This window comes from Planococcus donghaensis (assembly GCF_001687665.2).
GTDB lineage: Bacteria > Bacillota > Bacilli > Bacillales_A > Planococcaceae > Planococcus > Planococcus donghaensis.
Genome location: NZ_CP016543.2, coordinates 146,533 through 160,159, shown reverse-complemented (window position 1 = coordinate 160,159; position 13,627 = coordinate 146,533). Strand labels below are relative to the sequence as shown.

General features: G+C 41.9%; 11 protein-coding genes. All 11 read right to left on the bottom strand.

Features of this window, described 5'->3' with window-relative positions; all coding sequences use genetic code 11:
* Window positions 1-112: 112 nt before the first annotated feature.
* Window positions 113-700, bottom strand: coding sequence for a 3-isopropylmalate dehydratase small subunit (gene leuD / locus BCM40_RS00745; RefSeq protein WP_065527567.1), 588 nt, complete (start codon window positions 698-700; stop codon window positions 113-115).
* A gap of 25 nt (window positions 701-725) precedes the next feature.
* Window positions 726-2,144, bottom strand: coding sequence for a 3-isopropylmalate dehydratase large subunit (gene leuC / locus BCM40_RS00740; RefSeq protein WP_065527568.1), 1,419 nt, complete (start codon window positions 2,142-2,144; stop codon window positions 726-728).
* An 18-nt stretch (window positions 2,145-2,162) separates the two neighbouring features.
* Window positions 2,163-3,263 (bottom strand): 3-isopropylmalate dehydrogenase, encoded by a 1,101-nt coding sequence (gene leuB, locus BCM40_RS00735; protein WP_065527569.1) that lies wholly within the window; start codon window positions 3,261-3,263, stop codon window positions 2,163-2,165.
* A gap of 30 nt (window positions 3,264-3,293) precedes the next feature.
* Window positions 3,294-4,835 (bottom strand): 2-isopropylmalate synthase, encoded by a 1,542-nt coding sequence (locus BCM40_RS00730; RefSeq protein ID WP_065527570.1) that lies wholly within the window; start codon window positions 4,833-4,835, stop codon window positions 3,294-3,296.
* Window positions 4,822-5,856, bottom strand: coding sequence for a ketol-acid reductoisomerase (ilvC, locus tag BCM40_RS00725; RefSeq protein ID WP_065527571.1), 1,035 nt, complete (start codon window positions 5,854-5,856; stop codon window positions 4,822-4,824). Before ilvC ends, BCM40_RS00730 begins: the two co-directional genes overlap by 14 nt.
* A 29-nt stretch (window positions 5,857-5,885) precedes the next feature.
* Window positions 5,886-6,398, bottom strand: coding sequence for an acetolactate synthase small subunit (gene ilvN, locus BCM40_RS00720; RefSeq protein ID WP_008432488.1), 513 nt, complete (start codon window positions 6,396-6,398; stop codon window positions 5,886-5,888).
* Window positions 6,395-8,122 carry an acetolactate synthase large subunit gene (gene ilvB / locus BCM40_RS00715; protein WP_065527572.1) on the bottom strand — a complete coding sequence of 576 codons (1,728 nt, stop codon included), beginning with the start codon at window positions 8,120-8,122 and terminating at the stop codon, window positions 6,395-6,397. Before ilvB ends, ilvN begins: the two co-directional genes overlap by 4 nt.
* Window positions 8,123-8,465: 343 nt before the next feature.
* A complete protein-coding gene (gene ilvE, locus BCM40_RS00710; RefSeq protein ID WP_065527573.1) occupies window positions 8,466-9,365 on the bottom strand; it encodes a branched-chain-amino-acid transaminase in 900 nt (299 codons plus the stop codon).
* A gap of 327 nt (window positions 9,366-9,692) precedes the next feature.
* Window positions 9,693-10,880 (bottom strand): elongation factor Tu, encoded by a 1,188-nt coding sequence (gene tuf, locus BCM40_RS00705; RefSeq protein ID WP_065527574.1) that lies wholly within the window; start codon window positions 10,878-10,880, stop codon window positions 9,693-9,695.
* A gap of 114 nt (window positions 10,881-10,994) precedes the next feature.
* Window positions 10,995-13,073 carry an elongation factor G gene (fusA, locus tag BCM40_RS00700; protein ID WP_065527575.1) on the bottom strand — a complete coding sequence of 693 codons (2,079 nt, stop codon included), beginning with the start codon at window positions 13,071-13,073 and terminating at the stop codon, window positions 10,995-10,997.
* Between the two features lie 51 nt (window positions 13,074-13,124).
* A complete protein-coding gene (rpsG, locus tag BCM40_RS00695) occupies window positions 13,125-13,595 on the bottom strand; it encodes a 30S ribosomal protein S7 (protein ID WP_008432480.1) in 471 nt (156 codons plus the stop codon).
* Between the last annotated feature and the right edge of the window lie 32 nt (window positions 13,596-13,627).

Sequence of the window (13,627 nt, the reverse complement as noted above, 5' to 3'; positions counted from 1 at the left end):
AAGCACCTTTTATAAATTAACAAAATAAAAAATAGTTGTCAACAGCTGATGATTAATTTACTTAAAATGAAAAAAGACCTTTTACGGTTAAGTAAAAGGTCTTTCTAAAACATTAAGCGCGTTGTTTTTCTTCATAAGCTGCAATGTATGAATCATACTGGAAGGTCAGCGCAATTTCATCCCAGCCTTTTAGCAGCATTTCTTTCCAATAAGGATCAATTTCAAACTCATAACGTGTACCATCTTGTCCGGTGACAGACTGGTCTTCCAAGTTGATCTCTAACTTAAAGTCTTGTTGCTGCCCTTTGTTAATCAACTCATCTACTTCTTGGTCTTTCAAACGAATTGGCAAAATGCCGTTTTTAACACAGTTGTTATAGAAGATGTCTGCATAGCTAGGCGCAATCACCACACGGAATCCGTAATCTAAAATTGCCCACGGAGCATGTTCACGAGAAGAACCGCAGCCGAAATTTTCTTGTGCGACTAGAATTTCGGAGTTTTCGAATCGAGGGTTATTCAAAACAAAGTCTTCTATGGGTGTACCATCTGCATGAAAACGCCAATGATAAAATAAATATTTGCCGAATCCCGTTCGTTCAATACGCTTTAGAAATTCTTTTGAAATGATTTGGTCCGTATCTACGTTTTTTCGTTCAAGTGGCGTTAAAACGCTTGAAATTTTATTAATCGGTTTCATCGAAGGGTCTCCTCACTTTCGTTTGTCACACAGATGCGACAGGTTCTTCCATGTAGTTACGGACATCTGTTAAATGACCTTCAATCGCAGCGGCTGCTGCCATTACAGGGCTTACTAGGTGCGTCATCGAACCCGCTCCTTGTCGACCTTCGAAATTCCGGTTAGAAGTAGACGCACAACGTTCACCCGCAGGTACTGAGTCTTCGTTCATCGCTAGGCACATACTGCAACCTGTCTCACGCCATTCAAAGCCCGCTTCAAGAAACACTTGGTCCAATCCTTCTTGTTCAGCAGCACGTTTTACCGTTTCAGATCCAGGAACAACAATTGCCGTTACAGACGGATGCACTTTCTTCCCTTTAATGATTTCACTTGCAGCACGCAAATCACTAAGACGCGCATTTGTGCAAGAACCGATAAAGACGTGTTGAATCGCAATCGATGAAAGCGGCATTCCTTCTTCTAAGTGCATATAAGCCAATGCTTGCTTTAATGCGTCTTTATCTGACTGCTTATCGTAATCTGCAGCAGACGGCACACGTTCAGCTATACCTGAGCCCATTGACGGGTTTGTGCCCCATGTAACGAATGGAGAAATTTCATCTGCATGAATTGAAACGGTCGCATCGTACTGCGCGCCTTCGTCTGTTGCAAGAGCTAGCCAACGATCAGTTGCCTGTTCAAACGCTTCGCCTTCAGGTACATGTCGACGTCCTCTTAAATACTCGATTGTTGTTTGATCTGGGCTAATCAAACCTGCACGCGCACCAGCTTCAATAGACATATTGCAAATAGTCATGCGCTCTTCCATTGTTAAATTACGAACTGCTTCGCCCGTGTACTCCATGACATATCCAGTACCCATATCGATACCAAATTTCGAAATAATCGCAAGGATGACATCTTTCGCAGTTACACCAAAGCCTAACTTGCCATCAATTCGAACTTCCATCGTTTTAGGCTTTGATTGCCATAGCGTTTGTGTCGAAAGAACGTGTTCGACTTCACTTGTCCCAATACCGAATGCTAAAGCACCAAATGCACCGTGCGTCGACGTATGGCTATCACCACAAACAATTGTTTTACCTGGTTGAGTCAACCCAAGTTCTGGTCCAATAACATGCACAATTCCTTGGTCCGGATGGTTGATGCCCGCAAGCGGAACACCAAACTCATCGCAATTGTCTTGCAAAGTTTTGATTTGCTTACGTGAAATTGGATCTGTAATCGTATTTCGGTTTCGTGTCGGCACGTTATGATCCATTGTCGCAAAACAAAGATCTGGTCGGCGTACTTTGCGCCCGTTTAACCGCAGTCCTTCAAACGCTTGTGGAGATGTCACCTCATGCAATAAGTGAAGGTCAATATATAGCAGGTCCGGCTTCCCTTGCTCTTCGAAGACGACATGTTGTTCCCAAATTTTCTCTATGATTGTTTTTGCCATGCGAACCGCTCCTTTTACTTACACATAAGAATACATAATATGTTCCGATACAAATTCTCTTTCAAGTTCTTCGATCACTTTTGTTACGTATTGCTCTGTTGACACTACACGTTTCCCGCTACCAGCCAAATCTCCTGTACAATAACCATCTTCTAGAACACCCATTACGGCTTGTTCAATCGCAGCCGCTTCTGAATGAAGGCCAAACGAATGCTTCAACATCATCGCAGCTGACAAAATAGCAGCTGATGGATTCGCTTTGTTTTGGCCAGCGATGTCAGGAGCTGAACCATGTACGGGTTCATAAAGACCAAAGCCGTCTGAACGGACGCTAGCAGATGGCAGCATACCTAGTGAGCCGGTAATAACAGAAGCTTCATCACTCAAGATATCTCCAAACATATTCTCTGTTACGACAACATCGAAAGTGCGTGGGTCTGTGATCAACTTCATCGCAGCTGAATCAACTAGCATGTGTTCCACTTCGATATCTGGATATGCAGCTTTACGCTCTTCTACCACTTCACGCCATAGCTTGCTCGTTTCCAATACATTGGCTTTATCAACCGAAGTTACTTTGCCTCTTCGTGTACGAGCGATTTCAAACGCTTGATTTACAATGCGTTCAATTTCTTCTCTTGTGTAAACTAACGTATCGACAGCGGATTTTTCAGAGCGACGTTTTGGTTCACCGAAATACAAACCACTTGTCAATTCGCGCACGATGACCATATCTACGTCTTTCGCTACCTCTTCTTTAAGCGGCGAAGATGCTAGCAATGCCGGAATGGCTTTTACTGGACGGATATTTGCAAACAAATCGAAATGCTTCCGGATGTTCAAAAGCCCTTTTTCAGGACGCAAATGAGCTGGGTTGTTGTCCCATTTTGTTCCCCCGACCGCACCAAGGAGAATCGCGTCACTCGCTTCACAAACTTCAATGGTTTGCTGAGGAAGCGGATTGTCAAATTGATCTACCGCTTCTCCCCCGATTACCGCGTGCTTTAAATGAAAAGTATGTCCATAACGCATTGCAATGGATTGCAGCACTTTTACCGCTGCATCTGTTACTTCCGGTCCGATTCCGTCTCCTGGCAATACCGCTATTGTTTTTTTCATTTTAAATTCCTCCTCTTTCGATCTGTTCTTTTAAATGGCTGGGATTCTAACCTTCTTACCTACTTGAACAATTTGGCGGTTGACTGCATTTAAATACGCTTTTGCCGTGGCTTCTAAAACATCTTGCGCCACGTCTCGACCTGTAACGGTTTCTCCGTTATAGCTCATGTTGATAACCGCTTCACCTAGTGCATCGCGACCTTTACCAATAGACGTTACTCGGTAATCCAATATATGAACTTCGCCTTCTACAATCCGCTCTAGCGTATTGAAAATCGCTTCAACTGAACCTGCTCCTGTCGCCGCTTCATTGATTAACTCACCATTTGGATGATAAGCAGAAGCTGTCGCCGTCGGAATATTCGCTGTGCCGTACTGCACTTGAACACTTTCCAGTTTATAAACCGGTGTATCGTTATCATGAATTTGTTGATCTGTTAGCAATACATATAAATCAGCTTCTACGATTTCTTTTTTGCTATCGGCTAGTTTCTTAAATTCAACAAATGCTTTATTCAACTTTTCTTCTGTCAAATCAAAGCCCATTTTCACAGCACGGTCTTTAAAGGCGTGACGCCCTGAATGTTTGCCAAGTACCAACTCAGTTACTGCGTCGCCAATCAAATCTGGTGTAATGATTTCGTATGTTAACGGATTTTTTAACATGCCGTCTTGGTGAATGCCTGATTCATGAGCAAAAGCATTTTTACCGACTACAGCTTTGTTTGGCTGAATCAAGCTACCTGTCAACTGACTTACCAATTGGCTAGTGCGTTTAATTTCGTTCAGTTTAATGCCCGTTTCAACATTAAAAATTTGTTTTCGGATATGCAAGGCAACCGCAATTTCTTCAAGCGCAACGTTACCAGCGCGTTCTCCGATTCCATTTATTGTTCCTTCAATTTGTGTCGCGCCATTTTCGATAGCCGCTAATGTATTAGCTGTCGCCATTCCCAAATCATTGTGGCAATGCGCAGATAGTTTTACTTTTTCAATTCCTGCTACGTTGTCCGTCATGTATTTGAACATCGCACCGTATTCATGAGGGGTCGCATAACCAACCGTATCCGGAAGGTTGATTGTTGTTGCGCCTGCTTCAATTACTTTGCGAATAATATGCGCAAGAAATTCCGGGTCTGAACGAGAAGCATCTTCTGCTGACCATTGGACGAGCGGGAAAAACTTACGTGCATATTTTACTGATTCCACAGCTAGTTCAACCACTTGCTCGGGTGTTTTAAATAATTTTGTTTCCATATGAATAGGAGATGTTGCTAAAAAGATATGAATATGCGGTTGTTCCGCTCCTTTTAACGCTTCCCATGTTCTGTCAATGTCACTTTGAATCGAACGAGCAAGGCCCGTTACAATTGAATTTTTCACTGTGCCTGCAATTCGTTGCACAGCGTCAAAATCTCCTGGAGATGAAGCAGGAAATCCTGATTCGATAATCGTCACTCCCAAACGTTCAAGCTGGCGGGCGATTTCGATTTTCTCTGCTGTATTCAAGTTGATCCCGGCCGACTGTTCTCCGTCTCGCAATGTCGTATCGAAAATATCAATTTGTGACATTAGCAACCACCTCTTTTTGTTTTGCTTTTTTGCCTTCGTTAACGAATGGCATCATTGCACGCAATTCGCGACCAACTTGTTCGATTTGATGGGATTCTTCTGCTTTTTCGATTGCTGTGAATTCTGGACGGTTTAATTGGTTTTCAAGCAACCAACCTTTTGCAAATTTCCCAGTTTGAATATCCGTAAGGACGTCTTTCATACGCGCTTTTGTATCTGCATCGACAATACGTGGTCCTGATACAAAATCTCCCCATTGAGCCGTGTCTGAAATCGAGTAGCGCATTCCTGACAAGCCCCCTTCATACATTAGGTCAACAATTAGTTTTAATTCGTGCATACATTCGAAATAGGCAAGTTCAGGCTGGTATCCAGCTTCTACAAGTGTTTCAAATCCAGCTTTTACTAGAGACGTTACGCCCCCGCAAAGAACCGCTTGTTCTCCAAATAGATCCGTTTCAGTTTCTTCTTTAAACGTTGTTTCTAAAACGCCTGCACGTGTCGCGCCAATTCCTTTTGCATATGCCAATGCTACTTCTTTAGCTTGACCTGACACATCTTGGTGGATAGCAATTAACCCAGGTACGCCTGCACCAGCTTCGTATGTGCGACGCACAAGGTGTCCCGGTCCTTTAGGAGCTACTAAGAATACATCTACATCTGCTGGTGCAACAATTTGATTAAAGTGAACATTAAAGCCGTGTGCAAAAACAAGTGACTTACCTGCTTTTAATGAAGGTTTGATATCTGCATTATAGATTTGTGTTTGTTTTTCATCCGGTACTAAAAGCATGATCACGTCTGCCGCTTCTGCCGCTTCTTTAGCCGTCATTACTTTCATACCGTCATTTGCTGCTTGCTCGAATGATTTACCTGGACGTACGCCAACTACTACATCAAAGCCAGATTCCTTTAAATTTTGAGCATGTGCGTGACCTTGTGAACCATATCCGATTACCGCGATTGTCTTTCCTTTAAGTACCTGTTCGTTTACGTCTTGGTTATAATACATTTTTGCCATTTTTAATTTCCTCCTCGAGTTTGGGTTTTTTATAGGATGTTTAATTGTGGTACTTGAGTTTTTTGTGTTTCTCTGACAAAAGCGGATACACCGGTTCGGGTCAGTTCTTTGACACCATAAGGTCTCATTAAATCAATGAATGCTTCAATTTTTTCTGGGTCGCCAGTAACTTGGAATGTTGTTACATTTTTGCTCATATCAACAACCGTTGCTCGGAACGGTTCAACAATGCTGAGAATTTCACTTCTGACTGCTGGTGGGACAACCACTTTGACCAACGCCAACTCTCTCATCACCATGGCTTTATCTGTAATATCGTTTACTTTAATTACATCAATTTGCTTTTGCAGTTGTTTTAATAATTGTTCCAATTTGCCTTTATCTTCTACATTAACCACAAAAGTCATTTTCGACATGCCAGGCTGCTCTGTGTGACCAACCGATATGCTTTCGATGTTGAACTGTCGCTTCATCAGTAATCCGGTAACGCGGTTCAACACCCCGCTTTGGTTGATCACCGTTGTGGTAATAACTCGTTTCATTCGCCTTTCACCCCGATCATTTCATTCAAGCCTTTACCAGGCGCAACCATTGGATACACACATTCCAATTGCACTACGCGACAATCAATCAAAACCGGCTCGTTTGAATTAAATGCTTCTGTAAAAACAGCTTCTGCTTCTTCCATCGTTTCTACTTTATAACCTTTAACGTTATAAGCTTCTGCCAATTTAACAAAATCGGGTTGAACAGGCATTAACGACTGCGAATAACGTGATTCGTAAAATGTTTCTTGCCATTGCCTTACCATTCCTAGACTTTGATTGTTTAAGATAACAATTTTTACAGGAAGGCGTAGCTCTTGAAGCAGCGACAACTCTTGCAACGTCATTTGAAAACCAGCATCTCCTACGATGGAAATAACCTTTTCATCTGGTTTTGCCAATTGTGCACCGATTGCTGCTGGGAAACCAAATCCCATTGTGCCTAAGCCCCCTGAAGTTACCCAGTTATGTGGATTGTTAAATCGGTAATATTGCGCCGCCCACATTTGGTGCTGCCCGACATCCGTCGTTACAACAGCGTCTCCATTAGTCAATCGGTGAATCAATTCAACCGCTTGTTGAGGAAGAATACCTTCTCGGCCTTTCACATGATACTGAAGTGGATATTCCGCTTTATCGCCGGTTAATTTTGCTATCCACTCTTTCGTATTCGGGCTTTCAAATGATTGATTCAACAATTGAATTAATGCTTCTTTTGCATCTGCAACAATCGGAATTGCTGTCGGTACATTTTTTCCAATTTCTGCTGGATCGATATCGATATGAATTACTTGAGCATTTGGTGCAAAGTGAGCTAAATTTCCAGTTAATCGGTCATCAAACCGGGCACCGATATTTAGCAGCACATCGCAATCACAAATTGCGGTGTTTGCTGTGTAAGTTCCATGCATGCCGGCCATTCCTAGGAATAGTTCATGTTCGCCAGCGATGCTGCCCAATCCGAGTAGTGTATTAGTAATTGGAATTTGATGACGCTCCGAAAAGTTTTTAAGTTCATCTGTCGCTTTAGCGGCTAGTACACCTGCACCCGCTAAAATTAACGGCTTTTTCGACTGCGATAATAGTTGAGCAGCTTTTTGAATTTGTAGGTAGTTCGGCTTGGTTGTTGGTTGATAACCTGGTAAGTTAACTTCTTCTTCGTCTTTTGTAGTTAAAAATAATTCTGTAGCAATATTTTTAGGAATATCTACTAAAACTGGACCTGGACGGCCGGTAGAAGCAATGTAGAATGCTTCCTTTATAATTCTTGGTAGATCGGATACTTTCTTCACTTGATAGTTATGCTTAGTAATCGGTTGAGTGATTCCGACGATATCCGCTTCTTGAAATGCATCAGTTCCAATTACTGAAGTTGCAACTTGTCCTGTAAAGATGACTAGCGGCAAGGAATCTAACATGGCATCAGCTATACCCGTGACCAAATTCGTTGCTCCTGGACCCGATGTAGCAAGTACAACACCGGTTTTACCGGACACCCTTGCATAACCTTCAGCTGCATGGATTGCACCTTGTTCATGTCTCGCTAATATGTGGCGGATCGGGTTTTGATGCAAGGCATCGTAAATTGGTAGCACTGCGCCTCCGGGATATCCGAAAATGATTTCTACTCCTTGATTTTTCAAAGATTGAATTAGTACGTCTGCCCCACTGCCTGTTAATTCTTGCTTAACTTCTTCTCTAACCTTTACGTTTACTCCCAATCTTTCCGCCTCCTTTTCTAAAGCTCTTATAAAACAAAAAAACTTTTTCATCCCTACACAAAGAAACTTGTTCTTTGCATAGGGATGAAAAAGTTTCATGGTACCACCCTACTTTACCGCGCAACCGCAGCCTCATAGATAAGCAATGCTTATCTGCTGATAACGGTAACTTCTAACTTACAAGTCACCGGGATCACCTAAACAGCCGCAGCCTTTCAGCAATCCACTCAGAGGGGATGTCGCAAATGGTTGTATTACCGGCTTCCACCTATACCGGCTCTCTGTGAATACAGCTTCCATTTACTTTAACCTCGTCATTGAGTTGAACTAATATTCGGTTTTTTTAAACCACATTTAACTGATCTGAGTAAACTTTTACACCATCGTTTTGAACAAGCTCTCTAAAAGATACAAGCAGATCGTTTGTAACCGGTCCTGGCTTTCCTTCACCTATCACTCGTCCATCTACTTTCACTACGGAAATGACTTCAGCGGCAGTCCCTGTTAAGAAAACTTCATCAGCTACGTAAACATCATGTCTTGTGAAAACACCTTCTTGAATGTCGTAACCTTTTTGATTCGCCATGTCTATGATGGCATTACGCGTAATTCCTTCGAGAGCTCCTACATACCCTGGAGGTGTTAATATTTTATTTTTACGAACGATAAAGATGTTGTCTGCTGAACCTTCAGCTACATAGCCTTGATCGTTCAGCATAAGCGCTTCAGAAACACCTGCTAGATTAGCTTCAAGCTTTACTAGAATGTTGTTCATATAATTTAAAGATTTAACTTTCGGGCTTAATACGTCCGATCTGCTTCGTCGTGTAGCTACAGAAACAATCTCTAACCCTGTTTCGTACATGGACTTTGGAAACAACGATAAAGGTTCGGCTATCACAATAACACTCGGATGTGAACAACTATAAGGATCTAATCCAAGGTTGCCAACTCCTCTTGAAACGATAAGACGAATATAAGCATCTTTAAACTTGTTTTCTCTAAGCGTGCGGACAACAATCTCAATCATTTCATCAAAAGAATGTGGAATCTCGAGCATCACAGATTTTGCTGAATCGTAAAGTCGCTCAAGGTGTTCTTCCAGTCGAAAGACATTACCGTTGTAAGAACGTATCCCTTCAAACACTCCATCACCGTATAAAAAACCGTGATCATAAACTGAAATCTTAGCGTCTTCCTTTTTCACGAATTCACCATTCATATAAATTACTTGTTCACTCATGATGTCCACTTCTTTCTCGAAAGTTTTATAATATGCAATATATCGAATTCTGTATTTGTTTTGTAAATTGTTGCTATCATATCGTCTATTGCGACCCGTGTCAATCGACTTTCACCAAGTTTTTTGTTAATTTTGAACATTCAAGAATTATGTATCCGTTTTCATTGTTGCTATTATTGGGTTTAAAAGAATTTTAAAAAAGTTTGAATATTTTATGAACAGGCTCTTCTTTCATTCTTACTTCTTCTTTATCACTAAAAATATGCAAAAAAAGACCCTGTCTCATTAAATAATGAGACAGGGTCTTTAATCAACACTTAGCAATTATTACTTCGTAATTGTAGCAACAACGCCAGCGCCTACAGTACGTCCACCCTCACGGATAGAGAACTTAGTTCCTTCTTCAAGTGCGATAGGAGAGATTAGAGAAACGATCATTTCGATGTTATCTCCAGGCATAACCATTTCTACACCTTCAGGAAGGTTACAAACACCAGTTACATCAGTTGTACGGAAGTAGAACTGTGGACGGTAGTTTGTGAAGAATGGAGTGTGACGTCCACCCTCTTCTTTTGAAAGAACATAAACTTCAGCTTTGAATTCAGTGTGTGGAGTAATTGTGCCTGGTTTAGCCAATACTTGTCCACGTTGTACGTCATCACGAGAAACTCCGCGTAGAAGTGCGCCAATGTTATCGCCAGCTTCAGCATAGTCAAGTAATTTACGGAACATTTCTACACCAGTTACAGTTGTAGATTTTGGTTCTTCAGTAAGACCAATGATATCAACGTTATCACCGATTTTGATTTGTCCGCGTTCAACACGTCCTGTAGCAACAGTTCCACGACCAGTAATTGAGAATACATCCTCAACAGGCATCATGAATGGCTTGTCAGTGTCACGTGGTGGAGTAGGGATATACTCATCAACAGCGTTCATTAATTCAACGATTTTTTCTTCCCACTCAGCTTCTCCTTCAAGAGCTTTAAGAGCAGATCCTTTGATGACAGGAATGTCATCGCCAGGGAAGTCATATTCAGAAAGAAGATCGCGTACTTCCATTTCAACTAGTTCAAGAAGTTCTTCGTCATCTACCATATCGCATTTGTTCATGAATACTACTAGGTAAGGAACACCAACTTGACGTGAAAGAAGGATGTGCTCACGAGTTTGTGGCATTGGGCCATCAGCAGCAGATACTACTAAGATCCCGCCGTCCATTTGAGCAGCACCAGTAATCATGTTTTTAACATAATCGGCGTGTCCAGGGCAATCAACGTGTGCATAGTGACGAGTTGCAGTTTCATATTCAACGTGTGAAGTGTTGATAGTGATTCCGCGTTCTTTTTCTTCAGGAGCGTTGTCGATTTGTGCGTACGAACGAGCTTCCCCACCTGATTGTTTTGCAAGAACTGTAGCGATTGCTGCAGTTAAAGTAGTTTTACCGTGATCGACGTGACCAATTGTACCAATATTCGCGTGTGTTTTAGAGCGATCAAATTTAGCTTTTCCCATTAGAAAAATCCTCCTCGAAATGTAAGTGATTGTTCATTTGAAGTGCCGGAATAATAGGGCCCTATTATTCCAGGCATACAAACTATTTATACTTGATTAAAGATCAAAATTCAATTATTGACCTTTATTTTTTTTGATGATTTCTTCAGAAATTGATTTCGGTACTTCTTCATAGTGATCGAAGTGCATTGAGAACACACCACGACCTTGCGTGTTTGAACGCAATGAAGTTGCATAACCGAACATTTGTGCAAGTGGAACCATAGCACGAACAACTTGCGCGTTTCCACGAGCTTCCATACCTTCTACACGGCCGCGGCGTGACGTAATGTCACCCATGATATCTCCAAGGTATTCCTCAGGGATAACAACTTCAACACGCATAAGTGGCTCAAGAAGAACCGGATTTACTTTAGAGATCGCATTTTTAAGCGCCATAGATGCAGCTACTTTAAATGCCATTTCATTCGAGTCAACATCATGGTAAGATCCGTCGAACAAACGAGCTTTGATATCGATTAATGGGTATCCGGCGATTACACCGTTGTCTAGAGAGTCGCGAAGACCCGCTTCAACTGCTGGGATGTATTCACGTGGAACAACACCACCAACGATACCATTTTCAAATTCAAAACCTGCTCCTTCTTCGTTTGGAGAAAATTCAATCCAAACGTGTCCGAATTGTCCACGTCCACCAGATTGGCGTACGAATTTACCTTCAACTTTAGCAGACTGACGGAATGTCTCACGGTAAGATACCTGAGGTTCACCCACATTAGCTTCTACGTTGAATTCACGACGCATACGGTCAACTAGGATATCAAGGTGAAGTTCACCCATACCCGCGATGATTGTTTGGCCAGTTTCCTGGTCAGTGTGCGCACGGAAAGTTGGATCTTCTTCCTGTAATTTAGCAAGAGCTTGACCCATTTTATCTTGGTCTGCTTTAGACTTAGGTTCTACAGAAAGAGAAATAACTGGTTCTGGGAATACCATACGCTCAAGAATTACTTGGTGCTTCTCGTCACTTAAAGTATCACCCGTAGATGTATCTTTAAGACCGATAGCAGCAGCAATATCTCCGCAATACACTTCAGCAATTTCTTCACGCGAGTTTGCGTGCATTTGTAGAATACGTCCTACGCGCTCACGCTTACCTTTAGAAGAGTTTTGAACATATGATCCAGATTTAAGTGATCCAGAATACACACGGAAGAAAGTTAACTTCCCTACATATGGATCTGTCATTACTTTAAACGCTAACGCAGAGAATGGTTCGCTTTCGTCAGGCTTACGTAATACTTCTTCGTCCGAGTCTGGAAGAACACCAGTCATCGGTGGTACATCTAATGGAGATGGTAGGTAGTCAATTACTGCATCAAGCATTAATTGAACCCCTTTGTTTTTAAATGCAGTACCACAAACTACTGGATAAAACTCAACGTCTAATGTTCCTTTACGGATACCAGCTTTAAGTTCTTCAACAGTAATTTCTTCACCGCTAAGGTATTTCTCCATTAATTCTTCATCAAGCTCAGCAACAGCTTCCACTAATTTAGTGTGCCATTCTTCAGCAAGCTCTTTATATTCTTCAGGAATTTCACCTTCAGTAATTTCAGTTCCCAAATCGTTTGCGTAGAAACGTGCGTTCATTTCAACTAAATCGATAATAGCTGAGAACTCATCTTCTGCGCCGATTGGCAATTGGATCGGGTGAGCATTTGCTTGTAGACGCTCATGTAATGTGCCTACAGAGTAAAGGAAATCAGCACCGATTTTATCCATTTTGTTAATAAATACGATACGTGGAACGCCGTATGTTGTAGCTTGACGCCAAACTGTTTCAGTTTGAGGCTCAACACCTGATTGAGCATCAAGAACTGTAACTGCACCATCAAGTACACGCAATGAACGTTCAACTTCAACAGTGAAATCTACGTGTCCAGGAGTATCAATGATGTTAACGCGGTGTTCTCTCCATGAAGCAGTAGTTGCAGCAGAAGTGATTGTGATTCCACGCTCTTGCTCTTGCTCCATCCAGTCCATCTGAGAAGCACCTTCATGTGTTTCCCCGATTTTGTGGATTCTACCTGTGTAGTATAAAATACGCTCCGTAGTAGTCGTTTTACCAGCATCAATGTGTGCCATGATCCCGATATTACGTGTTTTGTCTAAGGAGAACTCTCTAGCCATGTTGTTTTTCTCCTTCCATTTCGGATTAAGATGTAAACATCTCGAAAGAAATTACCAGCGGTAATGTGCAAACGCTTTGTTTGCTTCCGCCATTTTATGAATATCTTCACGTTTCTTAACAGCTGCACCAGTGTTGTTAGCAGCATCTAAAATTTCATTAGCCAAACGCTCTTCCATTGTTTTCTCTCCACGAAGACGTGAATAGTTTACAAGGTAGCGAAGACCTAAAGTTGTACGGCGTTCAGGACGAACTTCAACCGGTACTTGGTAGTTAGCTCCACCAACACGGCGAGCGCGTACTTCAAGAACTGGCATAACGTTAGTCAATGCTTGTTCGTATACTTCAATTGGATCTTTACCGCTGCGTTCTTTAACTAACTCAAACGCTCCGTATAGGATCTTTTGTGAAGTACCTCTTTTTCCGTCAACCATCATTTTATTAATTAAGCGTGTCACCAATTTTGAATTATAAATTGGATCTGGCAACACGTCACGTTTAGCTACAGGACCTTTACGAGGCATGTATGTTCCTCCTTTCAACGAAGTCACTTCGT

Coding starts and splice junctions, on each gene's coding strand:
- leuD (WP_065527567.1), bottom strand. CDS start 700: ATGAAACCGATTAATAAAATTTCAAGCGTTTTAACGCCACTTGAACGA.
- leuC (WP_065527568.1), bottom strand. CDS start 2,144: ATGGCAAAAACAATCATAGAGAAAATTTGGGAACAACATGTCGTCTTC.
- leuB (WP_065527569.1), bottom strand. CDS start 3,263: ATGAAAAAAACAATAGCGGTATTGCCAGGAGACGGAATCGGACCGGAA.
- BCM40_RS00730 (WP_065527570.1), bottom strand. CDS start 4,835: ATGTCACAAATTGATATTTTCGATACGACATTGCGAGACGGAGAACAG.
- ilvC (WP_065527571.1), bottom strand. CDS start 5,856: ATGGCAAAAATGTATTATAACCAAGACGTAAACGAACAGGTACTTAAA.
- ilvN (WP_008432488.1), bottom strand. CDS start 6,398: ATGAAACGAGTTATTACCACAACGGTGATCAACCAAAGCGGGGTGTTG.
- ilvE (WP_065527573.1), bottom strand. CDS start 9,365: ATGAGTGAACAAGTAATTTATATGAATGGTGAATTCGTGAAAAAGGAA.
- tuf (WP_065527574.1), bottom strand. CDS start 10,880: ATGGGAAAAGCTAAATTTGATCGCTCTAAAACACACGCGAATATTGGT.
- fusA (WP_065527575.1), bottom strand. CDS start 13,073: ATGGCTAGAGAGTTCTCCTTAGACAAAACACGTAATATCGGGATCATG.
- rpsG (WP_008432480.1), bottom strand. CDS start 13,595: ATGCCTCGTAAAGGTCCTGTAGCTAAACGTGACGTGTTGCCAGATCCA.